The sequence below is a fragment of the Rhodobacter sp. CZR27 genome (genome assembly GCF_002407205.1).
Lineage (GTDB): Bacteria > Pseudomonadota > Alphaproteobacteria > Rhodobacterales > Rhodobacteraceae > Cereibacter_A.
Window position 1 is genome coordinate 1,352,131 of sequence record NZ_CP023548.1, and the last position, 25,231, is coordinate 1,377,361.

22 protein-coding genes are annotated in these 25,231 nt (G+C 69.0%); 11 read left to right on the plus strand and 11 right to left on the minus strand.

The genetic code is table 11. From position 1 onward, the window contains the following. Positions 1-23: 23 nt before the first annotated feature. The 3 genes from phoU to CK951_RS06665 all read right to left on the minus strand — a co-directional run bounded on the left by phoU (position 24) and on the right by CK951_RS06665 (position 3,477). Positions 24-746, minus strand: a complete 723-nt coding sequence (gene phoU / locus CK951_RS06655) for a phosphate signaling complex protein PhoU (protein ID WP_096785402.1) — start codon at positions 744-746, stop codon at positions 24-26. A 220-nt stretch (positions 747-966) separates the two neighbouring features. After that, a complete protein-coding gene (locus tag CK951_RS06660) occupies positions 967-1,773 on the minus strand; it encodes a GntR family transcriptional regulator (RefSeq protein ID WP_096787184.1) in 807 nt (268 codons plus the stop codon). A 9-nt stretch (positions 1,774-1,782) separates the two neighbouring features. Beyond that, a complete protein-coding gene (locus CK951_RS06665) occupies positions 1,783-3,477 on the minus strand; it encodes a glycerol-3-phosphate dehydrogenase/oxidase (RefSeq protein ID WP_096785403.1) in 1,695 nt (564 codons plus the stop codon). 272 nt (positions 3,478-3,749) lie between these two features. Here CK951_RS06665 and CK951_RS06670 point away from each other — a divergent pair, with 272 nt between their 5' ends. The 8 genes from CK951_RS06670 (at position 3,750) to CK951_RS06705 (ending at position 13,243) form a co-directional block, all read left to right on the plus strand. After that, a complete protein-coding gene (locus CK951_RS06670; protein WP_096785404.1) occupies positions 3,750-5,285 on the plus strand; it encodes an FGGY-family carbohydrate kinase in 1,536 nt (511 codons plus the stop codon). Further along, on the plus strand, positions 5,278-6,363 hold the full coding sequence (locus CK951_RS06675) for an ABC transporter ATP-binding protein (RefSeq protein ID WP_096785405.1): 1,086 nt from the start codon (positions 5,278-5,280) through the stop codon (positions 6,361-6,363). Before CK951_RS06670 ends, CK951_RS06675 begins: the two co-directional genes overlap by 8 nt. 9 nt (positions 6,364-6,372) lie before the next feature. After that, entirely contained in the window at positions 6,373-7,461 is a 1,089-nt protein-coding gene (locus tag CK951_RS06680; RefSeq protein ID WP_096785406.1) for an ABC transporter ATP-binding protein, read from the plus strand. Further along, on the plus strand, positions 7,461-8,342 hold the full coding sequence (locus tag CK951_RS06685) for a carbohydrate ABC transporter permease (RefSeq protein ID WP_096785407.1): 882 nt from the start codon (positions 7,461-7,463) through the stop codon (positions 8,340-8,342). Before CK951_RS06680 ends, CK951_RS06685 begins: the two co-directional genes overlap by 1 nt. A gap of 140 nt (positions 8,343-8,482) precedes the next feature. Beyond that, complete coding sequence (locus tag CK951_RS06690) at positions 8,483-9,208, plus strand: carbohydrate ABC transporter permease (protein WP_232520723.1); 726 nt, start codon at positions 8,483-8,485, stop codon at positions 9,206-9,208. Continuing rightward, the gene (locus CK951_RS06695; protein WP_232520706.1) at positions 9,208-9,597 is read left to right on the plus strand and encodes a DUF2160 domain-containing protein; all 390 of its coding nucleotides are present in this window, start codon (positions 9,208-9,210) and stop codon (positions 9,595-9,597) included. The genes CK951_RS06690 and CK951_RS06695 overlap by 1 nt, the downstream gene beginning before the upstream one ends. A 53-nt stretch (positions 9,598-9,650) precedes the next feature. Beyond that, the gene (locus tag CK951_RS06700) at positions 9,651-11,375 is read left to right on the plus strand and encodes an ABC transporter substrate-binding protein (protein WP_096785408.1); all 1,725 of its coding nucleotides are present in this window, start codon (positions 9,651-9,653) and stop codon (positions 11,373-11,375) included. Positions 11,376-11,452: 77 nt separating this feature from the next. Continuing rightward, positions 11,453-13,243 (plus strand): thiamine pyrophosphate-binding protein, encoded by a 1,791-nt coding sequence (locus CK951_RS06705; protein ID WP_096785409.1) that lies wholly within the window; start codon positions 11,453-11,455, stop codon positions 13,241-13,243. 203 nt (positions 13,244-13,446) lie between these two features. Here CK951_RS06705 and CK951_RS06710 read toward each other — a convergent pair whose 3' ends face one another. From CK951_RS06710 to CK951_RS06735, 6 genes are all read right to left on the minus strand, one after another. Next, positions 13,447-14,886, minus strand: a complete 1,440-nt coding sequence (locus CK951_RS06710) for a gamma-aminobutyraldehyde dehydrogenase (RefSeq protein ID WP_096785410.1) — start codon at positions 14,884-14,886, stop codon at positions 13,447-13,449. 16 nt (positions 14,887-14,902) lie between these two features. Beyond that, positions 14,903-15,712, minus strand: a complete 810-nt coding sequence (locus CK951_RS06715) for an ABC transporter permease (RefSeq protein ID WP_096785411.1) — start codon at positions 15,710-15,712, stop codon at positions 14,903-14,905. Further along, complete coding sequence (locus CK951_RS06720; RefSeq protein ID WP_096785412.1) at positions 15,702-16,637, minus strand: ABC transporter permease; 936 nt, start codon at positions 16,635-16,637, stop codon at positions 15,702-15,704. Before CK951_RS06720 ends, CK951_RS06715 begins: the two co-directional genes overlap by 11 nt. Next, positions 16,634-17,677, minus strand: a complete 1,044-nt coding sequence (locus CK951_RS06725) for an ABC transporter ATP-binding protein (RefSeq protein WP_096785413.1) — start codon at positions 17,675-17,677, stop codon at positions 16,634-16,636. Before CK951_RS06725 ends, CK951_RS06720 begins: the two co-directional genes overlap by 4 nt. Positions 17,678-17,760: 83 nt before the next feature. Continuing rightward, on the minus strand, positions 17,761-18,915 hold the full coding sequence (locus CK951_RS06730; RefSeq protein WP_096785414.1) for an ABC transporter substrate-binding protein: 1,155 nt from the start codon (positions 18,913-18,915) through the stop codon (positions 17,761-17,763). Positions 18,916-19,045: 130 nt separating this feature from the next. Next, positions 19,046-19,957 (minus strand): LysR family transcriptional regulator, encoded by a 912-nt coding sequence (locus CK951_RS06735; protein WP_096785415.1) that lies wholly within the window; start codon positions 19,955-19,957, stop codon positions 19,046-19,048. Between the two features lie 386 nt (positions 19,958-20,343). On the opposite strand from CK951_RS06735, the gene CK951_RS20990 reads away from it, so the two are divergent. Both CK951_RS20990 and CK951_RS06745 read left to right on the plus strand, forming a co-directional pair. After that, a complete protein-coding gene (locus CK951_RS20990; RefSeq protein ID WP_157764521.1) occupies positions 20,344-20,604 on the plus strand; it encodes a hypothetical protein in 261 nt (86 codons plus the stop codon). A 29-nt stretch (positions 20,605-20,633) separates the two neighbouring features. Next, positions 20,634-22,271, plus strand: a complete 1,638-nt coding sequence (locus CK951_RS06745; RefSeq protein ID WP_157764522.1) for a M10 family metallopeptidase — start codon at positions 20,634-20,636, stop codon at positions 22,269-22,271. A gap of 60 nt (positions 22,272-22,331) precedes the next feature. On the opposite strand, the gene CK951_RS06750 is transcribed toward CK951_RS06745, so the two are convergent. Continuing rightward, positions 22,332-22,787 carry a host attachment protein gene (locus tag CK951_RS06750; RefSeq protein WP_096785417.1) on the minus strand — a complete coding sequence of 152 codons (456 nt, stop codon included), beginning with the start codon at positions 22,785-22,787 and terminating at the stop codon, positions 22,332-22,334. 287 nt (positions 22,788-23,074) lie between these two features. Here CK951_RS06750 and CK951_RS06755 point away from each other — a divergent pair, with 287 nt between their 5' ends. Beyond that, positions 23,075-23,944 (plus strand): ChuX/HutX family heme-like substrate-binding protein, encoded by an 870-nt coding sequence (locus tag CK951_RS06755; RefSeq protein ID WP_096785418.1) that lies wholly within the window; start codon positions 23,075-23,077, stop codon positions 23,942-23,944. A gap of 131 nt (positions 23,945-24,075) precedes the next feature. Here CK951_RS06755 and CK951_RS06760 read toward each other — a convergent pair whose 3' ends face one another. Next, a complete protein-coding gene (locus CK951_RS06760) occupies positions 24,076-25,101 on the minus strand; it encodes a response regulator transcription factor (RefSeq protein WP_096785419.1) in 1,026 nt (341 codons plus the stop codon). Between the last annotated feature and the right edge of the window lie 130 nt (positions 25,102-25,231).

The following is a 25,231-nucleotide window of genomic DNA, read 5'->3' on the forward strand; positions in this document are numbered from 1 at the left end:
CCCGCGCGGCGACCGGCGCCGGGTCAGTGGCCGGAGCCGCTGTCCATCGCCGAGGCGGTGACGTCGTCCTTCGGTCGCGGATCCTCGGGCAGGCTGCCGGTGACGAGATAGATCACCTGCTCGGCCATGCCGGTCGCATGATCGCCCATCCGCTCGATGTTCTTGGCGATGAAATGCAGGTGCATGAAGGCGTTGATGCTGCCCGGATCCTCGATCATGTGCGAGAGGAACTCGCGGAACATCGAATTGTACATCTGGTCCACCTCGCGGTCGCGCTGGCGCACGCTTTCCGCAAGCTCGGCATCGCGCCGTTCGCAGGCTGCCAGAACATCGGTCAGCAGGTCGCCGACGAGCTTCGCCATGCGCAGGATCGAGCCGGTCGAGCCTTCCACCGGCGACAGGTGGGCGAGGGCGCCCGACCGTTTGCCGAGGTTCTTCACATAGTCGCCGCAACGCTCCAGCGACGAGGCTATCTTCATCACGGCAAGCACGGTGCGCAGATCCCCCGCCGTGGGCGCGCGCAGCGCGATCAGGCGTGCGGCGGCCTCCTGCACCTGAAGCTCGATCGCGTCGATGGCGGCGTCGGCCTTGACCACGCCGGCCGCCATGGCCTCGTCCCGCGCCTCGAGCGCGAGCGTCGCATCGCGCAGGCCGGCCAGCACCAGCTTTCCCATCTGCAAAATCATGGCCCGGATCGCGTCGAGGTCACGGTCGAAGGCGTTCAGGATATGGACGTCGCTGCTCATGTGCCGCCTCCCGGGCAATAATGTGGAAGTGCCTTGAGCCTTTAGCTCACGGGGCACCATCATGCCAGCCCGGCGCTTTCCGTGACAGGGTGCCGATCGGGCCGGCCGCGCGACAGGCAGCCGATGGCCGGTCGGGCTCCGCCCGGCGCCGCCATGGGATGCATGCCTCCGCGGGGGCGAGAACTGGCCTACTGCAGGTCCGGCCGACAGCCGCCCCGGGCTAGAAATTCGGCGAGGAGACCGTGAAGTGCAGCCGCGACCGGTCGGTGAGATAGAGGGCGGTGTAATACTCGATCGCCTGTGCCGCCGGGTTGAAGGCCACCGATTCGATGCCGAGGACGGGCGTGCCTTCGGCCACGCCGAGCAGGGCGGCATCCTCGCCCAGCGCCGGGACGGCCTCGATCCAGCGCTCGGCCCGCGCGAGACGCACGCCATACTGCCGGCCGATGGTGTCGTAGAGCGACCGGTTCTCCAGCGGCATCGCGTCAAGGCCCGGCACCACGCTTTCCAGCATCGCCCAGCGCACGATCATCCGCGGGCTGCCCTCGACCGCCATGGCGCGATCGACGAAGACCAGCCGCGTGGTCTCCTCGATCCGCAGAAGCTTGCGGATGCGCGGCGGCGGAAGGCCGGTCTCTTGCCGCAGGATGCGCCGGGTGACCTGCTTGCGCTTGTCGGCCAGCTCGCCCGAGAAGCCCACGGTGGTGCCGACGAAGTCCTGCTCGTCCCGCCGCCCGGCCACGAAGGCCCCCTTGCCCTGCAGGCGGTAGATCAGCCCCTCGTTCACCATTTGCGACATTGCCTCGCGCACGACGGTGCGCGACACGCCGAAGCGGGCGCAGAGTTCCGCCTCCGAGGGCAGGCGGGCATGTTCCTGCAGCCCGTCCTCGAGGATGAGCGCGGTGAGCGAGGCCTTGACCTGCGCCCACAGCGGCGCATCCGCCTCGCGGTTGGTGGGGCGAAGGCGTTTCCCGAAGCTGCGGCTCGAGCCGACCGGCAAGCTGTCCTCTCCCCGTGCGCGGAACATCGACATGCTTCAGGCGATACTCATGCGGTGGCGTTCGCGCAACAGCGTCGCGGTGCGCTCGATCTCCGCGGCAAGCCGTGCCGCGTCCCAGCCGAGGCTGCGGGCGGCGACCGTGCCCACCTCGCGAAGGATCGCGCGGCTTGCATGGCCCTCGAACCCCATCAGGGTCCGGCGCAGGAGGATGTCATCCAGCCGCGCCACCCGTTCGGTCGCGCAGATCAGGCCGATCTCGGCCGGGCTGTAGTCCGGCAGCGCGTCGAATCGCGCAGGGTCGGCCGCCTCGGCTTCGGCCACGGCGCGGGCGCGGCTTCCGTAGCGGTCCACGAGCGTGGCGCAGCGGGCGGGCTGAAGGCCCGTCTCCTGCGCCAGATTGCGCGCCCAGGCCGCGCGCCCGGCTGCATCGAAGGGCAGGCCGCGGGCGCCGCCGATGGCGATGCCGGCCGTGCTCTGCCGCCGGCCGAGTCCGAGCCGTGCCAGCACGCGCCCGCTGACCTTTTCGGCAAAGGCGCGATAGGTGGTCCACTTGCCCCCGACAAGGGCCAGCGTCACGAAGGGCCGGTCGGCGGTGGGCGCGAATTCGTCGATGCGGTGGTCGCGGCTGATCGCGCCGGTCGCGCCGGCCTTCATGCGGGGCAGGGGGCGGACGCCGGCAAAGGCGAAGACGATGTCCGATCGCGAGAGGCGGACGCCGGGCAGGATCGGGCGGAGCACCGCGAAGAGATAGTCGATCTCGGCCTCGGTGCAGAGCTTGTCGCCGGGATCGTCGCTGCGGATGTCGGTGGTGCCGAGCAGCACCCGGTCGCCGGACAGGCGATAGATCAGGCAGGCGCGGTGATCGTCGGTCTCGAAATAGAGCATCCGGTTGCCCAGATCCTCGGCCAGTTGCGCGTGGCGCAGCACGAGATGCGAGCCGCGCGTCCCGCCGATCAGCCGCTCGTTGAAGCCGAGGCCGGCCTGCACCTCGTCCACCCATGCGCCCGCCGCGTTGATCAGGATCTTCGGCGTGACCGTGAAGGTCTCGCCGGTCAGCTGGTCGGTCAGGGTTACCCGGCCCTGCGTCTGCCGCCCCGCACTGACGTGGTTGAGCGCGAGGGCCGGTTCGCAGTCCTCCTCGGCATCGGCCACCAGTTCCATCACCAGCCGCTCGGGATGCGAGATGCGCGCGTCGTAGTATTCCGCGACCGCCCGGATGTCGGGGGCCAGCCCGCCCAGTTCGCGCCGGGCCTGTCCGGCCGTCAGCAGCCGGTGATCCGGCATCGTCTGATGCGTCCGGCCGAAGGCATCGTAGAGCATCAGCCCCAGCTTCACCGCCACCGCACCCTTGCGCCCGGGCGTGCGGGTCAGCCGAAGAAGCCGCGCCCCCGCACCGAGCGTTCCCGCAAGCCAGCTGCGCAGCGGCACCCAGCAGGCCAGCGGATGCACGACATGGCAGGCGTTCCTGAGCAGCAGGTTGCGCTCGGTCAGCGACTCCCGCACCAGCGCGGCCTCGCCGGTTTCCAGATAGCGCAGCCCGCCGTGGATCAGCCGCGAGGGCGCGGCGCTCGTGCCCGAGGAGAAATCGCCCGCCTCGACCAGCAGCGCGGGCACGCCCTGCGCCGCAAGATCGCGGAAGACGCCGACGCCGTTGATCCCCCCTCCGACGATCAGGATGTCGGGCACGTCCCCGGCGCGCAGCCGGGCCAGCATCTCGTCGCGCATGCGCATCGGGCGTCCTCCCACGGTGGCCGCGGATCACACTGGCGCAGCGGTGCGGCGGTCGCAACTGGTAATGACAAGTCATGATACTTTCGTCGGAGTCCCGCGCGGGATTATGGCGGTCTGGATCACTAAACGATTGCAGGGCAGGGGTTTACCAAACCGGAGACATTGAACTCATCTTTCTTGACAGGCTCCGGAACGCGTGTAGCCTCAACTCATCACTACAAGTTGGCGAGCCACGGGATGGGAGGCCCGCGCCAGCAGCAGGGAGGTGACTCATGCAGGACCGTGTGATCGGCATCGATGCCGGTGGCACCATGACGAAGGCCGCGCTGTTCGATCTTTCGGGCCGCGAACTGGCCTGCGCGCGGCGCAAGAACGTCATGGCCTTTCCCATGCCCGGCTGGACCGAGCGCGATGCGGACGCCATGTGGGCGGCCGCTGCGGGCGCGGTGCGCGAGGTGCTGGAGATCTCCGGCACCGGGCCGGGCCGGATCGCCGCCGTCAGCGTGGCGGGCTATGGCAGCGGACTCTATCTGCTGGGCGGGGAGGGGCAGGTGGTGCGCCCCGGCATCGTCTCGACCGACAGCCGCGCGGCGGGCATCGTGGCCGAATGGACGGCCTCGGGCCTCGGCCAGCTGGTCGAGCCGCTGATCCAGCAGCGCCTCTGGCCCGGCCAGAGCCTCGTCCTGCTGGCCTGGCTGCAGCGGCACGAGCCGCAGTCGATGGCGCGGACGCACCGGATCTCGTTCTGCAAGGATTTCCTGCGCACCCGGCTTTGCGGCGACATGTCCACCGATCCGACCGATGCCGGGATCGCGGGGCTGATCGACGTGACCACGGGGCGCTATGCGCGGGATGCCTTCCGGCTGCTCGGCCTCGAGGGCTGGCTGGAGAAGCTGCCCGAGATCGGCCCCCCGGACGAGGTGGTGGGCCATGTCTCCGACGAGGCCGCGGCGCTGACCGGCCTGCTGGCGGGCACGCCGGTGGTGCGGGGCGCGGTGGACGTGACGGCCGCCGCCATGGCCTCGGGCGTGATGCGCGAGGACCAGATGAGCGTGGTGGCGGGAACCTTCAGCATCAACTCCACCCTGCGCGCCAGCCCGCGGCAGAGCATCTCGCCCTTCCTGCAGAGCGCCTACCCGCTGGGCGGGTATCTCGCGACCGAAGGCGCCGCCACCTCGGCCTCGAACCTCGAATGGCTGGTCAAGACCATGCTTGGCCATGGCGGCGCGCTGCCGGGGGATCTGGCGGGCGGCCTTTACGACGTGGTCAACGATGCGGTCCTTCGCCGGCGGGGGCAGCCGCGGGACGCGCTGTTCTTCCCGTTCCTGTTCGGCGGGCCGGACGGCGCGCCGGCGGGGCTGCTCGGGATGACTGCCGACTACAGCTTCGACGACATCATGCTGGCGGTGTTCGAGGGGATCGTCTTCGCCCACAAGGTCGATATCGACCGGCTGCTGTCGGGCAATGACGCCGCCCGCCCCGCGGTGATCCGCCTTGCCGGCGGCGCCTCGCGCAGCGCGATCTGGTCCGAGATGTTCGCCGACATCCTCGACCTGCCGGTCGAGGTGCCGGAGGGATCGGAACTCGGCGCGCTCGGCGTGGCGATCTGTGCCGCCGCCGCGGTCGGCGCGCATGGCTCTCTGAACGAGGCTGTCTCCGCGATGGCCCGCACCTCGCGCCGGCACGAGGTGGAGCGCCACCGCGGCGCCGCCCATCGCGCCAAGTATCCCCGCTACCGCGCCATGACCGAGGCGATGGCGCAGGCCTGGCGCAGCCCCTCGCGGATGTCGGAGACCTGCCATGCTTGAGCTGAAGGGCGTGAGCCGCGTCTCGGGCGGGCAGACCCACATCCACCCCACCGATCTCGTGCTGCGGAAGGGCACGATGAACGTCCTGCTGGGGCCGACGCTGGCGGGCAAGACCTCGCTGATGCGGCTGATGGCGGGGCTCGATGCGCCGTCGGCGGGGCGGGTGTTCTGGGACGGGCAGGACGTGACCGGCGTCCGGGTGCAGGACCGCCGCGTGGCGATGGTCTACCAGCAGTTCATCAACTACCCATCGATGAGCGTCTTCGACAACATCGCCTCGCCCTTGCGGCTGATGGGCCGGTCCCGGTCCGAGATCGACCGGGCGGTGAACGAGACCGCCGGCATGCTGAAGCTGACCCCGCTTCTCGGCCGCAAGCCGCTGGAGCTGTCGGGTGGCCAGCAGCAGCGCTGCGCGCTGGCCCGCGCGCTGGTCAAGGGCGCCGGGCTGGTGCTTCTGGACGAGCCGCTGGCCAACCTCGACTACAAGCTGCGCGAGGAGTTGCGGCTGGAAATCCCCCGGATCTTCGAGGCTTCGGGCGCGATCTTCGTCTATGCCACGACCGAGCCCGAGGAGGCGCTGCTGCTGGGCGGCAACACCGCGACGCTCTGGCAGGGGCGGGTGACGCAGTTCGGCCCCTCCACCCGCGTCTATCGCCAGCCCGCGGATGCGGTGACGGCGCGCGTCTTCAGCGATCCGCCGATGAACTTCACCCCCTGCCGGAAGGAGGGTCCCCGCCTGCGCTTCGGCCACGGCGTGCAGGCCCCGGCGGACGGCCCCTTCGCCCGCCTCCCCGACGGCGACTATTTGGCGGGGTTCCGCGCCAACCACCTGCACATGAACGTCCATTCCGGCGCGGCGCTGGAATTCCGCTGCACGCTCGGCGTGTCCGAGATCACCGGGTCGGAGACGTTCCTGCACCTGACCCACGGCCCCGACCGCTGGGTGGCGCTGGTGCACGGAGTCCACGACCTGCCACCGGGCGGCGAGGTGAGCCTGTGGCTCGATTGCGCCCATGTCTACCTGTTCGGCGCGAGTGGCGATCTTGTCGCCCCCGCCGCCTATGCGCTTGCCGCCTGAGGAGCACCGATGGCCCGCATCACGCTTTCCAACCTCGCCCACAGCTACTTTCCCCATCCGCGGGGCGAGCAGGACTTCGCACTCAAGACCATGGACCATGTCTGGGAGGACGGCGGCGCCTATGCGCTGCTGGGCTCGTCGGGCTGCGGCAAGACAACGCTTCTGAACATCATCTCGGGGCTGCGGCGGCCGTCGCAGGGCAGGGTGCTGTTCGGCGAAACGGACGTGACCGACGCCCCCACGGCCCAGCGCAACATCGCGCAGGTGTTCCAGTTCCCGGTGGTCTACGACACGATGACGGTGCGCGAGAACCTCGCCTTCCCGCTGCGGAACCGCGGCATGTCCGCGGCCTACATCAAGGCCCGCGTGAACCAGATCGCCGCCATGACCGGCATGGAGGCGATGCTCGACCGCAAGGCCCGGGGCCTGACCGCCGACGCCAAGCAGAAGATCAGCCTCGGCCGCGGCATGGTCCGCGAGGACGTGAATGCGATCCTGTTCGACGAGCCGCTGACCGTCATCGACCCGCACATGAAATGGGAGCTGCGGACCCAGCTGAAGCAGCTGCACCGCGAATTCGGCCATACGATGATCTACGTCACCCACGACCAGACCGAGGCGCTGACCTTCGCCGACAAGGTCGTGGTCATGTATGACGGCCGCGTGGTGCAGATGGGCACGCCCGAGGAACTGTTCGAGCGCCCGGCCCACACCTTCGTCGGCTATTTCATCGGCTCGCCCGGAATGAACCTGTTCGACGCCGAGGTTTCGGGGCCGCTCGCCCGGATCGGCGCCCACGTCATTCCCCTTGGCGCGGACTACGGCCGACCCGAGGGGCGCATCCAGATCGGCATCCGCCCCGAATTCGTGCAGTTCATCGACGGCCCGGGCCTTCCCGTCACCGTCACGCGCATCGAGGACGTGGGCCGGCACCGCATCGTCCGCGCCCGGCTGGGCGCGACCGAACTGTCCGCCGTCCTGCCCGAGGGGGTGCCGCTGCCGGCCGGCGACGCGCGCGTCACCTTCCTGCCCGACCGCATCGGGGTCTTTGCCGACGACTGGCGGCTTGCCCCCCGCGCCCTGCAAAGGATTGCCTGATGGAAAAGACCCAGGACAACCGCGCGTGGTTCCTCGTGCTGCCCGTCCTCGCGCTCGTGGCCTTCTCGGCCATCCTGCCGCTGATGACGGTGGTCAACTACGCCTTCAACGACACCTTCGGGAGCAACGAGTTCTTCTGGGTCGGCTTCGAGTGGTTCGAGGAGGTGCTGACCTCGGACCGGATGCACGAGGCGCTGTGGCGGCAGTTGCTGTTCTCGGCGCTGATCCTTGCCATCGAGATCCCGCTGGGGATCGCCGTGGCGCTGACGCTGCCGAAGCGCGGGCTGCGCGCCAGCCTCTGCCTCGTGCTGCTCGCGCTGCCGCTGCTGATCCCGTGGAACGTCGTGGGCACGATCTGGCAGGTCTTCGCGCGCATCGACATCGGCCTGCTCGGCTCGACGCTGCACGGGATGGGGATCGATTTCAACATCGGCCAGAACGCGCTGGACGCCTGGGCGGTGCTGATCGTGATGGACGTCTGGCACTGGACCTCGCTGGTGACGCTGCTGGCCTATGCCGGGCTGCAATCCATCCCCGAGGCCTATTACCAGGCCGGCCGCATCGATCAGGCGAGCCGCTGGGCCGTGTTCCGCTACATCGAGCTGCCGAAGATGAAGGGCGTGCTGCTGATCGCCGTCCTGCTGCGCTTCATGGACAGCTTCATGATCTACACCGAGCCCTTCGTGGTGACCGGCGGCGGTCCGGGATCGGCGACCAGCTTCCTGTCGATCGACCTCGTGAAGATGGCGATCGGCCAGTTCGACCTCGGCCCGGCCGCAGCCTTCTCGCTGATGTATTTCCTCGTGATCCTGCTGGTGAGCTGGGTCTTCTACACGGTGATGACCACCCTCGACAAGGAACCCCGGGAGCCCCGCGAATGACCGCCGTCTCCATGCCCCTCGCCGCCTCCGGCACCCGCGCCCGGCCCCGCGATGCCGCCCGCACCCGGAGCCTGATCGCCGGCGCCTTCCTGATCGCCTACCTGCTGTTCCTGCTGATCCCGATCTACTGGCTCGTGAACATGAGCCTGAAGCCGAATTCCGAGATCATGAGCAGCGTGAACCTGATCCCCGAGACGCCGACGCTGGCGAACTATGCCCGCATCTTCGGCGACTCGACCTGGTACATGGGCTATGTCCACAGCCTGATCTACGTGGTGATGAACACGGCCATCTCGATCACCGTGGCGCTGCCGGCGGCCTATGCCTTCAGCCGCTACAGCTTCACCGGCGACAAGCACCTGTTCTTCTGGCTCTTGACCAACCGCATGGCGCCCCCCGCCGTCTTCGCGCTGCCCTTCTTCCAGCTCTATTCCTCGGTTGGCCTCTTCGACACCCATATCGCGGTGGCGCTGGCGCATTGCCTGTTCAACGTGCCTTTGGCGGTCTGGATCCTCGAGGGCTTCATGCGTGGCGTCCCGAAGGAGATCGACGAGACCGCCTATATCGACGGCTATTCCTTCCCGCGCTTCTTCCTGACCATCTTCCTGCCGCTGATCGGCTCGGGCGTGGGGGTGGCGGCCTTCTTCTGTTTCATGTTCAGCTGGGTGGACCTGCTGATCAGCCGCACGCTGACCTCGGTCAACGTCAAGACCATCGGGGTGGCGATGACGCGAACCTCCTCGGCCACCGGGCTCGATTACGGGACGCTGGCGGCGGCGGGCGTGCTGACCATCATCCCCGGCGCGCTCGTGATCTGGTTCGTCCGCAACTACATCGCGAAGGGCTTCGCCCTGGGGAGGGTGTGATGCGCGCGCTGGTTCCCCTTGGCCTTCTGGCCCTCATGGGCGGATCGCTGGCGGCCCTTGTCGCCGCCGTGCCGCGGACGGGGGACGGGTTCGACTGGTTCGGCCAGATGGTCGAGGGCGGCTGGATGGCCTGGAGCTTCCCCGTCGCCTTCTTCTTCTGGTTGATCGGAAGCCTGCTGATCCTGATGACGGTGCTTGCCGTGAAATACCCCGAGACGCCGCGCGTCGGCGTGTTGCGGATCGAGACGACCCGTGGCGACCGGCTGTTCATCTCGCTGCTGGGCTCGGCCTTCATCGCGCTGATCTGGCTCGGCCTGATGGGCACGCCGCTCTGGGGCGCGCTGGCGCTTTGCCTGATCTACGCTGCGGCGGTCTTCCGCTGGGTGTGACCCCACGCCGGGGGGACGTCCCGGCCAACCATCCAACTCTGGGAGGAGACGGAATGAGATACGGAACGACGGGAACCGCGATGGCGCTTGCGCTGATGGCGCTGGGCGCCCCGGCCTTTGCCGACATCGAGGCGGCCAAGCAGTTCCTCGATGCCGAGATCGGCGACCTGTCGTCGCTCTCGCGCGCCGAGCAGGAGGCCGAGATGCAGTGGTTCATCGACGCCGCCAAGCCCTTCGCGGGGATGGAAGTCAAGGTGGTGTCCGAGACGATCACCACCCACGAATACGAATCGAAGGTGCTCGCCCCGGCCTTCACCGCGATCACCGGCATCAGGATCAGCCACGACCTGATCGGCGAAGGCGACGTGGTGGAAAAGCTTCAGACGCAGATGCAGTCGGGCGAGAACATCTATGACGCCTACATCAACGACAGCGACCTGATCGGCACGCACTGGCGCTATCAGCAGGCCCGCAGCCTGACCGACTGGATGGCGAACGAGGGCAAGGACGTCACGAACCCGAACCTTGACCTGGACGACTACATCGGGCTGAAGTTCACCACCGCGCCGGATGGCGAGCTTTACCAGCTGCCCGACCAGCAGTTCGCCAACCTCTACTGGTTCCGCGCCGACTGGTTCGAGGATGCGCGGACCCGGGAGGACTTCAAGGCGAAGTACGGCTACGACCTCGGCGTTCCGCTGAACTGGTCGGCCTATGAGGACATTGCCGAATTCTTCACCGGCCGCGACATGAGCTACATGGGCGGCCCGAAAAGCGCCTATGGCAGCATGGACTACGGCAAGAAGGATCCGAGCCTCGGCTGGCGCTATACCGACGCCTGGATGTCGATGGCGGGGATGGGCGACAAGGGCGACCCGAACGGGCTTCCCGTGGACGAATGGGGCATCCGGGTGGACGAGAATTCGCGTCCCGTCGGCTCCTGCGTGGCGCGCGGGGGGGCGACCAACGATGCGGCGGCGGTCTATGCGATCACCAAGTCGATCGAGTGGCTGCAGAAATACGCGCCTCCGCAGGCTGCCGGCATGACCTTCTCGGAATCCGGCCCGGTGCCCGCGCAGGGGGACGTCGCGCAGCAGATGTTCTGGTACACCGCCTTCACCGCCGACATGGTCAAGGAAGGCCTGCCGGTGATGAACGAGGACGGCACGCCCAAGTGGCGCATGGCGCCCTCGCCGCACGGCGCCTACTGGTCGGAGGGCACCAAGGTCGGCTATCAGGACGTGGGGTCCTGGACGCTGCTCAAGTCCACCCCGGACGATCGGGCGAAGGCGGCGTGGCTTTACGCCCAGTTCGTCTCGTCGAAGACCGTGGACGTGAAGAAAAGCCACACCGGCCTGACCTTCGTGCGCGAATCGACCATCCAGCACCAGAGCTTCACCGACCGCGCGCCAAAGCTCGGCGGCCTCGTCGAGTTCTACCGCTCGCCCGCCCGCGTGCAGTGGTCGCCCACCGGGACCAACGTGCCAGACTATCCGAAGCTCGCGCAGCTCTGGTGGCAGAACGTCGGCGATGCCATGTCCGGCTCCAAGACCCCGCAGGAGGCGCTGGATGCGCTTTGCGCCGAGCAGGAGAAGGTGCTGGCCCGGCTGGAACGCGCGGGCGTTCAGGGCGACCTCGGTCCGAAGCTGAACGAGGAGAAGGACCCGCAGGAATGGCTCGATGCCCCCGGCGCGCCGGTGGGCAAGCTCGAGAACGAGAAGCCCGCAGGTGAGACCATCTCCTACGACGAACTCATCAAGTCCTGGCAACAGGGCTGACCGATCGGGGGCGGGCGACCGCCCCCGGCATTCCCTCGCGGGCGCGCCCGCCCGCCGATTGCCTCAGGAGTAGACAGATGATGGACGCGAAGCCCCATGTCGGGGATCTCGTGGCAGAGATGCTCGCCCAGTCGGGTGTGGAATATGTTTTCGGGATGCCGGGCGGGCAGACCACGGCGCTGCATGACGGGATCTCGCGCCGCACGGACCGCATCCGTCACATCCTGATGCGCGACGAAAGGAACGCAGCCTATGCCGCCGACGCTTATGCCCGGCTGACCGGCAAGCCCGGCGTCTGCGACGTGACGGTGGGGCCTGGCGCGAACCTGCTGCCGGCGGGCTTTCTCGAGGCGTTGAACGCCTCGATCCCGATGGTGGGCATCATCGGGGAACTGCCGCTCGACTGGCTGCCGCTGAAGGAGAAGGGCATCGCGAGCCAGGGCTTCGACCAGCTTTCCTTCTTCAAGACCTGCTCGAAGGAGGCGTTCCTGGTGCCCTCGATCTGGGCGCTGCCCGAGCTGATCCGCACCGCCTTCCGCATCGCCACCGCCCCGCGCCCCGGTCCCGTGGCGCTCATCATCCCGCACGACATCTTCGACGCGGACTGGGACCCGAAGATCCTTCCCGTGAAGGTCGATGACCGGAGCCGCCGCATCCCCTACCTGCGCAGCGTGGCGCCGGCCGCCGAGATCGCGGCCGCCGCCGACCTGATCCGCAAGGCGAGGCGCCCGGCGCTGGTCTGCGGCGGCGGCGTCCACGGCTCCGATGCGGCCGATATCGTGACCGCCTTCGCGGACCGGCTGGGCGGCCTCGTCTGCACCAGCCTTTCCGGCAAGGGCGCGGTGCCCGAGACGCGCGCCTATGCGGCGGGCGTGCTCAATCCGCTCGGCTCGGCCGCGGCGATCGAGCTGATCCAGGAGGCCGACCTGATCATCTGGTGCGGCTCGAAGGTCAGCCAGAACACCGGCATGAACTGGACGCTGCCCACGCCCGAGCAATCCACCATCACCATCGACTTCGACCCGCTGGAGCATGGCCGCACCTTCCGCCCCACCGTGGCGCTGCTGGGCGACGTGCGCGAGACGGTCGCGGCGCTCGATGCGGTGCTGGGCGAAAGGAACGGCCACAACCCCGACTGGATGACGCGTATCGCCGAGGTGAAGGCGCGCTGTGATGCGGTGAAGGCCGAGGAGATGGCCTCGGACCAGATCCCGGTCATCCCGCCGCGCGTCATGGCCGAGCTGGGCCGGCGGCTGGGCGAGGATGACATCGTCGTGTCCGATGCCTCGTTCGCGGCGGGCTGGATCGCGGGCTACCTGCCGGCGAAGCGGCCGGGGCGCCAGTTCCTGTTCGCGCGCGGGCAGGGGGGGCTGGGCTATTCGGTGCCGGGCGCCATCGGGGCCGCCGCCGTGGCGCCGAAAGGTGCGCGGGTGGTGACGCTGGCGGGCGACGGCGCCTTTTCCTACACCATCGGCGAACTCGCCACGCAGGCGCAGTATGGGCAGAAGATCGTCAACATCGTGATCAACAACGGCAAGCTGGGGTGGATCCAGCTTTGGCAGGAAATCTTTTTCAAGAACGTCCAGTCGGCAGAGCTGGAAACCCAGAGCGTGGTGCCCGGCTATGCCGCCGCCGCCAGCGGGCTGGGGCTGAAGGGGATCTACGTTTCAAATCCCGCCGATATCGGCGCCGCGCTGGACGAAGCCTTCGCCCATGACGGACCCTCGGTGGTCGAAGTTCGCATCGACGACCGCGCGACGCCGATCCACTCGTTCAAGCGACGCATGCGCGAGAGCGAGGACAAGCCGCGTCCGCGGCCCGGCACGGTCTACAAGCTGCGCGACTGGAAGGTCTCGCCGGATCTGTAACGGCGCGCTCCGGCCGCGATCATGGGCCGCTCCGCCGAAGGGTCGCGGCGGACGACCATCGGGACGGGGCGGCCGTGCGGAACGGATGAGGCGGCCCCCGCGCGAAACGGTGCGGGGGGGCGATCACGCCACGACCGGGCGCACCGCCCGGGAAGGCTGCCGGTCCGGCCGCCTTCCCGGCGTCGCGGGGCCGCGGTTCTTCCTTATCCGTGCTTCACCATGACATGGCGGACGACGGTGTAATCCTCCAGCGCATAGGCGGACAGATCCTTGCCGTAGCCCGACTGCTTCAGCCCGCCGTGCGGCATCTCGGAAACCAGCATGAAATGCGTGTTGACCCAGGTGCAGCCGTAGCGCAGCCGCGCCGCGGCCGCCATGCCGCGCCCGACGTCCTTCGTCCAGACCGACGAGGCAAGGCCATAGTCGCTGTCGTTGGCCCATGTCAGCGCCTCCTCGACATCCGAGAAGGGCGTGACCGAGACGACGGGCCCGAACACCTCGCGCCGGACGATCTCGTCGGTCTGGCGCGCACCGGCGACGACGGTGGGGCGGTAGAAGAAGCCCCCCGATCCCATCGCCTCGCCGCCCGCGGTGATCTCGACATGCGGCTGCTCGCGCGCACGCTCGACGAAGGAGGCCACGCGGTCGCGCTGGCGCAGCGAGATCAGCGGGCCGATCTCGTTCGTGGTGTCGTCTTCGGCGCCCAGCACGATGGACGAGGCCGCGGCGCTCAACTCCGCAACAAGGGTGTCATAGACCTTCCGCCCGGCATAGACCCGGCAGGCGGCGGTGCAGTCCTGGCCCGCGTTGTAATAGCCGAAGGCGCGCAGCCCCTCGACGACCTCGGCGACATCGGCATCGTCGAAGACCACCACCGGCGCCTTGCCGCCCAGTTCCAGATGCGTGCGCTTCACCGTCTTCGCGGCGGCATCGAGCATCTTGCGCCCCGTGGCGACATCGCCGGTCAGGCTGATCATGTCGACGCCGGGGTGATGGATGAGTTCGTTGCCCACGGTCTGCCCGCGCCCGGGCAGCACGTTGACGACGCCCGGCGGCAGCTCCTCGGCGAGGATCCGGGCCAGTTTCAACGCGGTCAGCGGCGTCTGCTCGGACGGCTTGAACACCACCGTGTTGCCGCCGCCGATGGCGGGCGCGAGCTTCCAGGCCATCATCATCAGCGGATAGTTCCAGGGCGCGATCGAGGCCACGACGCCGATCGGGTCGCGCCGGATCATGCTGGTATGGCCGGCCAGATATTCGCCGGCGACCGTCCCCTGCTGGCAGCGCACGGCCCCCGCGAAGAAGCGGAAGCAGTCGACGATGGCCGGCATCTCGTCGTTCGTGGCCGCGTTGATCGGCTTGCCGCAGTTCAACGCCTCGAGCGCGGCAAAGCCCTCGGCCTCGGTCTCGATCCGGTTCGCGATCCGGTGCAGCGCGGCCGAGCGTTCGGCGGGCGTGGTCCGCGACCAGCCGTCGAAGGCGCGGCGGGCGGCCGCCACGGCGCGCGCCACCTGATCCGAGGACGCCTCGGCCAGCTCGAGGATCAGCGCGCCCGTGCGGGGATTCAGCACCGGCTCTCCCGGCTCCGCGCCGGCTTCGAAGCGGCCGTCGATCAGCAGGTCGGTGTCGAAGGTCTGGGTCATGTCTCTCTCCCCGGGATCATTTTCCCCCGCCGGCGGTCTCGGAACCGCCGCGGGTCAGGTAATAGGCGATCAGGATCGGCACGAAGGTGGCCGCGAAGACGATCATGGCGACGACGTTCGTCACCGGGCGCTGGCGCGGGCGGACCAGTTCGTTCAGCATCCAGATCGGCAGCGTGGCCTGCTGTCCGGCGGTGAAGGTCGTCACGATCACCTCGTCGAAGCTGAGCGCGAAGGCGAGCATCCCGCCCGCGAGCAGCGCCGAGCCGAGGTTCGGCAGGATCACGTGCCGGAAGGTCTGGAACGAATTGGCGCCAAGATCGGCCGAGGCTTCGAGGATCGAGCCCGAGAGCCTTCGGAACCGCGCCACGGCGTTGTTGTAGACGATGACGACGCAGAAGGTGGCGTGGCCCAGCACGATGGTCAGCGTCGAGAACGGGATGTCCATGATCGAGAAGGCCGAGCGGAGCGACATGCCCGTGATGATGCCCGGCAGCGCGATGGGCAGGATCACCAGCAGCGAGATCGCGTCGCGGCCGAAGAATCGCGCCCGCGCCATCGCCGCGGCACAGAGCGTTCCCAGCACCAGCGCCAGCGCCGTCGAGATCGCCGCGACCTTCAGCGAGAGCCAGAGCGGCCCCCAGATGTCCGGCCGGTTCCAGGCCATGGCGAACCATTTCAGCGTCAGGCCGGGCGGCGGGAACTGGTAGCTGCGCTCTTCGGTGGTGAAGGCGTAGAGGAAGATCAGCAGGATCGGCACGTGCAGGAACAGCAGTCCGCCGAGCGCTGCGAGTTTCAGGGCAAGGGGTGCGCGGCGGTCAGAGGGCATCGAAGGCTCCGATCCGGCGGGCGAAGGCGAGGTAGACCAGCATGATCGCGATGGGCATCACCGCGAAGGCCGCGGCGAGCGGCAGGTTTCCGGCGGTGCCCTGCAGCATGTAGACCGCCTGCCCGATGAAGAGGCGCGAACTGCCGATGATCTGGGGAATGATGTAGTCGCCGAGCGTCAGCGAGAAGGTGAAGATCGTGCCCGCGATCACCCCGGGCAGGGCGAGCGGCAGGATCACGTGGCGGAAGGTCTGGAACGACGTGGCGCCGAGGTCGGCCGAGGCTTCCAGCGTAGCCTCTGGCACCCGCTCCAGCGAGGCCTGCATCGGCAGGATCATGAACGGCAGCCAGACATAGACGAAGACCACGAAGGTGCCGATGTAACTGGTGGAAAGCGAGGTGCCCCCGATCACCGGCAGCGCCAGCACCGCGTTCAGCAGGTTGCCCGCGCCGATGCCCTCCGCGGCCCAGGTCACGATCCCCTCGCGCGCCAGGATCAGCTTCCACGCATAGACCTTGACGAGATAGGACGACCAGAGCGGCAGCATGACGCCGAGGTAGAAGGCCGCCTTCATCCGGCCGCGGGCGTAGCGCGCGGCGTAATAGGCGATCGGGAAGGCGAGGACCACCGAGGCCGCGGTGACAGCCGAGGCCATTGCCAGCGTCCGGAGGATCACGTCGGCGTTCGCCGGGCGCAGCAGCTCGGCATAGGTCTTCAGCGTCAACTCCGGCACGACCATTCCGGAGAATTCGTCGATCGAATAGAAGCTCTGCCACAGAAGGGCCGCGAGCGAGCCGAGGTAGACCACGCCCAGCCAGACCAGCGGCGGGGCGATCAGCAGCGCAAGCAGGATCGCGGGGCGGCGCCAGAAGAGGCCGGTCAGCCGGTCGCCGAGGCCGCGGCTCGGGTGGAAGGCCTCGCTCATGCGCTGGTCATCCGCGGCTTGCGCGCGGGTTCCGCCGGCTGCTCGCCCGCCATGACATGGGCGGCATCCTCGGACCATGTCAGGCCCACCTCGGCCCCGGTGGCGGGAACCGGCTGGCCTGCGGGCAGCAGCGCCACGAGTTCGACGCCCTCGACCTCGACCGAGACGCGGGTGCCGAGGCCGAGATAGCGCAGCCCGGTGACGCGGCCCCGGGCGCGGGGCGCGGTGGCGGTCAGTCGGACCGCCTCGGGGCGCAGGCTGGTCCAGGCCGCCGGGCCGCCGAGGCGGGCGGCGAGGGCAGGGGGCAGCACGTTCGACGACCCCACGAAATCCGCGACGAAGCGGGTGGCCGGGCGGTCGTAGATCTCGGCCGGCGTGCCGACCTGCACGATGCGCCCGTGCGAGAAGACGGCGACGCGGTCGGCCATGCTCAGCGCCTCGCCCTGATCGTGGGTGACGAAGACGAAGGTGATGCCGAGGCGACGCTGGAGGTTCTTCAACTCGTCCTGCATCGCCTCGCGCAGCTTCAGGTCGAGCGCGCCCAGCGGCTCGTCGAGGAGCAGCACCCGCGGCTCGTTGATCAGCGCGCGGGCCAGCGCCACGCGCTGACGCTGGCCGCCGGACAGTTGCCCGGGCTTGCGGCTGCCGTAGTCGGGCAGGTGGACGAGGGCCAGCATCTCCTCGGCCTTCGCGTGGCGGGTGCGGCGGTTCACGCCCTTCACCATCAGCCCGTAGGCCACATTGTCCCGCACGCTCATGTGCGGGAACAGCGCATAGTCCTGGAACACCGTGTTCACGTTGCGCAGGTTGGGCGGCACGCCTCCCACATCCTCGCCGAAGATGCGGATCGCCCCGGCCGTGGGCGTCTCGAAACCCGAGATCAGCCGCAGGCAGGTGGTCTTGCCCGAGCCCGACGGCCCCAGCATGGCGAAGAACTCGCCTTCGGGAATGGCGAGATCCACCCCGTCGACCGCCTTCACGGCATAGGCTCCGGCGCCGTAGTGGCGCTGGACATTCAGGAACTCGACGGCGGGGGTCATGGGTCACACATTGGAGAAGGGCGGCGGAACAGGCCGCGGACCAGCGAAATGGGCGGCCCGGCGTCCGGAGCCGGAACCGGGGCTCAGCGGCCGCCGATCACGCCGATGTAGTCGGACACCCAGCGGTAATAGGGCACGCAGTTGCCTGCCTCGCAATTCGCGACCGGCGTGGTCCAGAACCGGATCCGGTCGAAGTCGTCGAAGCCGTTGGCCGAGCAGCCCTCCTTGGTCTGCATGCCGCTGCCATCTGTGCAAGCGGCTGGCACCACCGGGTTCGAGCCGAACCAGACCGAAAGGTCCGATTGCAGGTTCGAACTCAGCGCATGCTCCATCCACAGGTAGGCGCAGGTCGGGTGCGGCGCCTCGGCATGCAGCATCAGCGTGTCGGCCCAGCCGGTCGCGCCTTCCTCGGGGATGGTCGAGGCTACGGGCTGGCCCTCGGACTTCAGCAGGTTGACCTGGAACGGCCAGGAACCCGAGGCCACCACGCCCTCGTTCTTGAAATCGTCGATCTGGATGAAGGCGTCGTGCCAGTAGCGGCTGACCAGTTCGCGCTGCTGGCGCAGCAGGTCGAGCGCCGCCTTGTACTGGTCCTCGGTCAGGGCATAGGGCGAGGTGATGCCGAGCTCGGGCTTGTGCGCCATCAGGTATTGCGCGGCATCGGCAATGTGGATCGGCCCGTCATAGGCCTGCACGCGGCCCTTGTTCGACTTGCCGTCGGGCAGCGTCATCTCCTCGAACACCACGTTCCAGGACTTCGGCGGGCCGTCCTTGAAGACCTCGGTGTTGTACATCAGCACGTTCGGGCCCCACTGGTAGGGCACGCCGTAGTGCACGCCGCCCACCGTATGCCAGGGCGAGTCCTTCAGCCGGTCGTCGATCTTCGACCACGAGGGGACGAGATCGGTGTTCACCGGCTGGATGCGCTTGCCCGCCACCAGCCGCAGCGAGGCATCGCCCGAGGCGGTGACGAGGTCGAAGCCGCCCTCGTTCATCAGCGCCACCATCTCGTCCGATGTGTTGGCGGTCTTGACGTTGACCTTGCAGCCCGAGCTTTGCTCGAACTTCGTGACCCAGTCGAACTTGGCATCGGTCTCGCCGCGCTCGACATAGCCCGGCCAGGCCACGATATCGACCTGGCCTTCGGGCGTGCCGAGGGCGGCAAGCTGTGCCAGCGCCGGGTGAAGCGGGTAGAGAAGCGAAAGGGCGGTCGCGCCCGAAAGGCAAATGGTTTTCATGGCAAAATCCCTGTGGTGACGCCGATCCCTCGGCCGTCCGGTTTGCCCGGCACTGAAGCGACGGTAATGCCGCGCGGCGGGATGTCGCAAATGCAAAAGCCAGAACTGTCCTATCGGCAAAACCGATGGGTCACGGGCTTGCCTTGAAGGGGAGGGCGCCCTGCGCCGAGCGGATGAAGTTGCGCGCCGGACCCGAGAGCGGCGCGCCCTTCCGCCATGCAAGCCCCACCGAGACCGTCGGAAGGTCGCCCGAGACGTCGCGGATCTCGATCCGGTCGCCCTCCAGCGACCACGGCCGGTAGACGAGGCCCGGCATCACCGCGACGCCCGCGCCCGTGGCCACCAGGCTGCGCACCGCCTCGACCGAGCGGGTGCGGAAGGCCACGCGCGGCCGGACCGACAGGCCCGCCATCAGGCGGCGGGTGCTTTCCTCGATCTCGTCGACCATCAGGCTGATGAAGGGCTCCTGCACCAGATCCTCCGGCGCGATGGCCTCGGCCGCGGCCAGCCGGTGCCCCTGCGGCAGCCAGAGCCGGTAGGGCGAGACCAGCAGCGTCTCGACGTTGAGCGCGGCGCGGTCCCGGATCGCCGATGTGAAGAGCACCGCCACGTCCAGTTCGCCGCCGATCAGCAGGTGCTGGAGATAGTCGCCCGTCTCTTCCAGCGCGCTGATCTCCACCGCTGGCCAGCCGCGGCGGAACCGCGTCAGCAGGTCCGACAGCACATAGCCCGCCACCAGCGAGGACACGCCAAGCGAGAGCTGCCCGCCGAGGCTGCCGGTCTCGTCCCGGAAGGCCTGTCGGGCCGATGAGACATCGTCGAGGATCTGGCTCGCATGGCGCAGGAAGAGCGCGCCCTTGTGGGTCAGCTCGAGGCCGCGGGCGCGCCGCTCGAACAGGATGACGCCCAGGTCGTCCTCCAGCGAGCGGATCGCCTCGGTCACCGAGGATTGCGAGATCGAGAGCGCCCGCGCCGCGCTGGACACGCTGCCGGCCTCGGCTGCGGCGAGGAAGAAGCGAAGCTGGCGCAGGGTGAAGGCCATTCGGGCAGGGATCTCCGGCGGACAGGACCAGACCGTAGCCCGCTCGGGTCTGCGCCGGAAGATGCCAGTGGCGTCGCGCGCGGTGTCCGGCCCCGGTCCCGCGGCGCGGCGCCGCGCGTTGTTTCCATTCCGGCCCCTGCGGCCCGGCGTTGTCGCCCAACTCCGGCTTGTGGATGGGCCTGCCCCGGACTACCAATTTGTCTGACTGGTTTTTCTCCCATTTTTGACGTGCCCGCATCTTGCCCATCGGTTTCTTCAGGGTTGCCCTGGCCCTCTGTCTCTCGGCCGCCGTCGCGGAGGCCGGCGAGGCAGGGTTGTCCTGCGGGGGCGCCGCTGCCGCGTCCGAGCCGGCCGAGCGCCTGTGCATCGCGGTGCAGCAGGCGTTCATGACCATGCACGGCCGCGCCCTGCCGCGCATCCCCGCCGGAGAGCCGGCGCTTTTCCGGCTCGAGGTGGTGGAAGCCGGGCCGACGCGCCTTGCCGCGCGTCTCGGCTGGCGCCTGCCGGAGGGCGAGCGCACCACGCCGATCCTCGAGCTTTCCGTCGTCGATCGCGAGACGCTCCCCGAGGGCGCCATCGCGCGCTTCGCCGAGACCCTGCTTTCCCGTGTCGGGCCAGACCTGCCTGACGCCGTCCCGTCGCGCTGACCTGCGTCCGAACCAGAGGATTCCTGCCCATGAGCCTGCCATCACCGCTCGAGTCGTTCCTTGCCCGCACGGTCGTGACCGAAGGCGTGGATGCCCCGGCCACCACGGCCACGCCCTACCGGATCAGCCCCGGCGGGCAGTTCACCGGAACCCTCGGCAGGGTGGGCGACGAGGACTTCATCGGCATCAGGCTGGTCGCCGGCGAAACCTATTCGATCAGCCTCGCGGGAAGCGGCGCCTCGCCGGTCGAGGACACCTATCTGGAGATCCGCGGCCCAAACGGGAGCTGGCTGGCCAGTGACGATGACGGCGGAACGGACATGAACTCGTTTCTCACCTTCACCGCGACGACGACCGGCACCTTCTACATCTCGGCCGGGTCCTTCGGTGGCGAGTACACCGGCCGATACACCCTTTCCGTCACCCGCGGCGAGGGGTCGCCCGTCTTCACGCATCACCAGATCGCGGACCAGCTGGTCAACGGCTACTGGCAGTCGACGGGCACGTCGTCGCGCAGCTTCGACGTCGGGCAGGGCGATACGCTCAACGTCGATCTGTCGGACCTGACCGCCGCCGGCCAGCGGCTCGCCACGGTGGCGCTGCAGACCTGGTCGGCCGTCACGGGCATCCGCTTCGACACCACGCCGAACGCCGGCGCGCCCGTCCACATCCACTTCGACGATCTCGGCGACGATGCCTACAGCACCTCCGTCTACTCCGGCGGGACGATCCATTCATCCGAGGTGAACGTGAGCCGCAACTGGCTTGAGAACGACGGGACGGGGCTGAACAGCTATTCGCTGCAGACCTACATCCACGAGATCGGCCACGCGCTCGGGCTGGGGCATGCGGGCAACTACAACGGCTATGCCGAGTATGGCACCGACAACCACTATGCCAACGACAGCTGGCAGGCGACGGTGATGTCCTACTTCAGCCAGACCGACAATACCTTCATCGACGCCGACTACGCCTTCGTGGTCACGCCGATGATCGCGGACATCCTGGCGATCCAGACGCTCTACGGCCCGACGCGGAACATCCGCGGCGGCGATACCGTCTATGGCGACAACGCGACCGCAGGCGGGATCTACAACCGCATCGCGGGCCTTCCGGACGAGGAAGTCGCCTGGACGATCTTCGACCAGGGCGGGCGCGACGTGCTCGACCTGCGCTCCGCGTCGGAGGGGCAGCAGATCGACCTTCGCCCCGGTTCGGTCTCCAACGTCTATGGCGCGGTCGGCAACCTTTCCATCGCCCTCGGCACCATGATCGAGGTTGCGCTGGGGGGCAGCGGGGACGACCGCATCACCGGCAATTCGGCGGCCAACGGCATGATGGGCGGGGCGGGCGAGGACGTCTTCGTCTTCTCCACCACGCTCGGCGGCAGCAACGTCGACCGCATCGTGGATTTTCGCGCCGTGGACGACACCATCCGGCTCGAGAACCGCATCTTTTCCGCGCTGTCCGAGGGGTCGCTTGCAGCCGGCGCCTTCGCGCGCAACGCGGCCGGGCGCGCGGCGGATGCGTCCGACCGGATCATCTACGAGACCGATACCGGCACCCTCTGGTATGATCGCGATGGACTGGGCGGGTCTGCCGCGGTGCGCTTCGCGGTGGTCTCGCCCGGCCTGAACCTGACGGGTGGCGATTTCCTCATCGGCTGACAAGGCAGGGTGCCGGCCCCAAGCGCTCCGGCACCCTCCCCGGCGCCGGAACGCCGCCGGCTACTCCGACGTCTCCAGGTGGCGCCGCAGCACCTTCGGCAGGTCGTGCGGCGCCACATGCACGAGGTTGATGGCCTTCTCGTGGACCACCAGCCGTCCCAGGGATGCCGGCAGCAAGGTCCGCAGCAGCCCGAGCATCCGCGGCTCGGCGAAGATCGCGAGCCGCTCGATCTCGCCGGCCTCGTGATGATCCTCGAGTTCCGCGATGATCTTGCGCAGGAAGTCCTTCTCTTCCTCGCGCAGCGGATCGGAGCCGTATTCGATCGCCGAGCGTCGGCCTTCGCCGGTGGAACTGAAGCTGCGGCCGGGCTTGTCCGACATGATGTCCCGCAGCTTGTGCGCCTCGATGTGCATCTCGATCTCGGGCGGGGGCCGGTCCTCCTCCAGTCCCTTCAGGATCCGCGCATGGCTGGAATCGAGCACCAGCGCCCAGAGCTTGCTGTCCATGATGGTCATCCCTCTCTCCTCTGCCGGCCCGAAGGATAAGCCAGTCATCCCGCGCGGCATTGACCCCTGTCACGCCTGCCCGGCCCCGCCCCGGAGGGTCGCGGCGCGCCGGGCACGCTCCGCGACGTCGGCGCCCGGGAAGGGGCCGCCATGCGGATGCAGGCCGGCCCCGCCATCGTCCCGCCCGATCCCGGCGTCAATTTGCGCCTTCCGCAGCCGGCGGCTGCTGTGCCAACGATTGCGGACGCCCGGCGCGCGTCGCCGGCGCCTGCTGCCCACCCGGAAGGACCGCCCCGATGACGCCTGCTGAGATCAGAACCGCCCGTGCCGCCGCCCATCGCGCCCGCGCCCGCGACTTTGCCGAGGCGCATGGCATCCCCGAGGCCGCGCTGGTCGCCGCCTTCGTGGGCCCCGGCGCCGTCGCCATCGAGGCCGCGCCCGACCGGCTGATGCCGCTCGCCGCCGCTTTGGGAGAGGCGCTGGCGCTGACCCGAAACGCTTCGGCGGTGCAGGAGCGGCAGGGCAGTTACGAGCGCTACGACCCCTGCGAGGCGAGGGTCGCAGGCCCCGAGATCGAACTGCACATCTTCCCCGAGCACTGGGTCCATGCCTTCGCCGTCACCGAAGAGACGGCCAAGGCGGCCAAGCGATCGATCCAGATCTTCGATGCCGCCGGCGAGGCGGTGCACAAGATCCACCTGACGCCCGAAAGCGACCTTGCCGCCTTCGACCGTCTGGTCGAGGCGCTGCGCCTGCCCGACCAGGCGGATGCACTGCCGTTTGCCCCGGCCGCGGCGCCGGCGGCGGGGACGGGCACGGCTGGCTGCCTCGGGCTTGCTCCGGAGGCTGTGACCCAGCTTCTGGAACGTGCCGCAGCGGGGCAGGTGCCGCTCGGGATCCGGGTCGGAAACGCCGGCTGCCTGCAGGTCTTCCGCGGCACGGTCGAGCGGATCCTGCCGGCGGGCTACTGGATCAACGTGATGGACCCCCGCTTCAACCTGCACCTGCGGACCGATCATCTGGCCGAGGTCCGGTTGCTTCGCGCGCAGGATGGCGGGCTGTCTGTCGAGGCCATCCATCCCGACGGCTCGCGCATCGCGCTCATCGACGGATCTGGTCCCGAATGGGAGGCCCTTGCCATGGGCCTTCCGCACCTGCCGGACTGATCCGCCAGGAGTTTTACCGCGAGGATGGGTATGTTGATGCTTGCGATGGTTTCGCGCCTGCCGGGCTGAACCCGGACCCGAGGCGCGGCGATCTCGCCCCGCCAGTCCCGGACCGCGGCGGGCGCTGCGGCTCAGCGTAGCCGGCCGATCGGGCCGATCGCCGGAAATCCGGGCACTCCGGCGCAGCCGCCGCCCTCGGGACGCTGCACCATCGAGGCAAGGGCAATCCGCGGCAGGGACAGGATCGGGCGATGGCTGCGGGTCAGGCGCCGGATCGTGGCGCAGAGGTCCTCGGACGGCGCGCTCTTCAGCTTCACCGCGTCGAAGCCGCCGCAGAAGAGGCGCTCCGCCTCCTCGCGCGGCGCCTCACAGGCCAATCCCGCCACCGGCACCGGAGAGCGACCCGCCGCAGCCTCGCGGCGCCGGAGCGCGCCCAGCAACTCGAGGCCATCGACCGGACCGTCGAGGTCGATCAGCACCAGATCGAACCGCAGGCTTGCGGCCGGGCCGGCGTCGGACCGCCGCACCACCCGCGCGCCCTGCATTTCGAGAGCCGAGGCCACCCCGTCGAGCGAGCGCTGCTGCTCCACCACGAGGATATCGAGCCCCTCGAGATCCGCCGCCGCAGCGTCCCGGCCCGGCTCTTCCCGGCCAGCGGGCAGGACGATCACCAGCTCGCTGTCCTCGCCCGGTCCGGCGGCAAGGCCGACGCTGGCGCCCAGTTCGCTGACGAACTTCCGCACGAGGGTCTGGATCGACGGCCCGGCCACGGGCGTGGCGCGGGCCCAGATCAGCCCGTCGTCGCGTGCCGCCTCGCGGATGTCGCCGAAGCGCACCGACAGCGTCACCGGCCCGTCCGGCTCGCCGCCGATGCGGACGGACACCGTGCCGCGTCGGGTGAAGCGGATCGCGCTGCGCACCAGCGCCGTCGTCAGGTCGAGGAGGCGCTCGGCGTCGCCCAGCCGCGCCTCTTCGGCCCGGTCGTCGGCGCGGACATCAAGTGCCACGCCTTCCACCCGTGCAAGCGGGCGCAGCCGCGCAACCCGGTCGGCCAGTTCGCCCGAAAGGACGCGCTCTGACCGACCGGGGGCCGCAACCGCGGGGGGACGGCGGCGGATGACAACCTGCGGATGGGTCGGGGTCTTAGGCAGTGGCATGGAGTCTCCTGTCGTCATCGGCTTCCGCCGATCCACGCGGCAAGCGCAGCGGATGCGGAACGACAGCCAAGCACAGAAGAGTTGAACAGGCGGCGAACGAGCTGTTCATCTGCCGTTAAAGTTGTGCGGA

What these genes read in the sequence shown, in the direction of transcription:
- phoU (WP_096785402.1), bottom strand. Translation starts at nt 746, where the DNA reads ATGAGCAGCGACGTCCATATCCTGAACGCCTTCGACCGTGACCTCGAC.
- CK951_RS06715 (WP_096785411.1), bottom strand. Translation starts at nt 15,712, where the DNA reads ATGCCCTCTGACCGCCGCGCACCCCTTGCCCTGAAACTCGCAGCGCTC.
- CK951_RS06675 (WP_096785405.1), top strand. Translation starts at nt 5,278, where the DNA reads ATGCTTGAGCTGAAGGGCGTGAGCCGCGTCTCGGGCGGGCAGACCCAC.
- CK951_RS06685 (WP_096785407.1), top strand. Translation starts at nt 7,461, where the DNA reads ATGGAAAAGACCCAGGACAACCGCGCGTGGTTCCTCGTGCTGCCCGTC.
- CK951_RS06700 (WP_096785408.1), top strand. Translation starts at nt 9,651, where the DNA reads ATGAGATACGGAACGACGGGAACCGCGATGGCGCTTGCGCTGATGGCG.
- CK951_RS06710 (WP_096785410.1), bottom strand. Translation starts at nt 14,886, where the DNA reads ATGACCCAGACCTTCGACACCGACCTGCTGATCGACGGCCGCTTCGAA.
- CK951_RS06665 (WP_096785403.1), bottom strand. Translation starts at nt 3,477, where the DNA reads ATGCGCATGCGCGACGAGATGCTGGCCCGGCTGCGCGCCGGGGACGTG.
- CK951_RS06705 (WP_096785409.1), top strand. Translation starts at nt 11,453, where the DNA reads ATGATGGACGCGAAGCCCCATGTCGGGGATCTCGTGGCAGAGATGCTC.
- CK951_RS06695 (WP_232520706.1), top strand. Translation starts at nt 9,208, where the DNA reads ATGCGCGCGCTGGTTCCCCTTGGCCTTCTGGCCCTCATGGGCGGATCG.
- CK951_RS06725 (WP_096785413.1), bottom strand. Translation starts at nt 17,677, where the DNA reads ATGACCCCCGCCGTCGAGTTCCTGAATGTCCAGCGCCACTACGGCGCC.
- CK951_RS20990 (WP_157764521.1), top strand. Translation starts at nt 20,344, where the DNA reads ATGACCATGCACGGCCGCGCCCTGCCGCGCATCCCCGCCGGAGAGCCG.
- CK951_RS06730 (WP_096785414.1), bottom strand. Translation starts at nt 18,915, where the DNA reads ATGAAAACCATTTGCCTTTCGGGCGCGACCGCCCTTTCGCTTCTCTAC.
- CK951_RS06735 (WP_096785415.1), bottom strand. Translation starts at nt 19,957, where the DNA reads ATGGCCTTCACCCTGCGCCAGCTTCGCTTCTTCCTCGCCGCAGCCGAG.
- CK951_RS06720 (WP_096785412.1), bottom strand. Translation starts at nt 16,637, where the DNA reads ATGAGCGAGGCCTTCCACCCGAGCCGCGGCCTCGGCGACCGGCTGACC.
- CK951_RS06750 (WP_096785417.1), bottom strand. Translation starts at nt 22,787, where the DNA reads ATGACCATCATGGACAGCAAGCTCTGGGCGCTGGTGCTCGATTCCAGC.
- CK951_RS06680 (WP_096785406.1), top strand. Translation starts at nt 6,373, where the DNA reads ATGGCCCGCATCACGCTTTCCAACCTCGCCCACAGCTACTTTCCCCAT.
- CK951_RS06755 (WP_096785418.1), top strand. Translation starts at nt 23,075, where the DNA reads ATGACGCCTGCTGAGATCAGAACCGCCCGTGCCGCCGCCCATCGCGCC.
- CK951_RS06760 (WP_096785419.1), bottom strand. Translation starts at nt 25,101, where the DNA reads ATGCCACTGCCTAAGACCCCGACCCATCCGCAGGTTGTCATCCGCCGC.
- CK951_RS06670 (WP_096785404.1), top strand. Translation starts at nt 3,750, where the DNA reads ATGCAGGACCGTGTGATCGGCATCGATGCCGGTGGCACCATGACGAAG.
- CK951_RS06690 (WP_232520723.1), top strand. Translation starts at nt 8,483, where the DNA reads ATGAGCCTGAAGCCGAATTCCGAGATCATGAGCAGCGTGAACCTGATC.
- CK951_RS06745 (WP_157764522.1), top strand. Translation starts at nt 20,634, where the DNA reads ATGAGCCTGCCATCACCGCTCGAGTCGTTCCTTGCCCGCACGGTCGTG.
- CK951_RS06660 (WP_096787184.1), bottom strand. Translation starts at nt 1,773, where the DNA reads ATGTTCCGCGCACGGGGAGAGGACAGCTTGCCGGTCGGCTCGAGCCGC.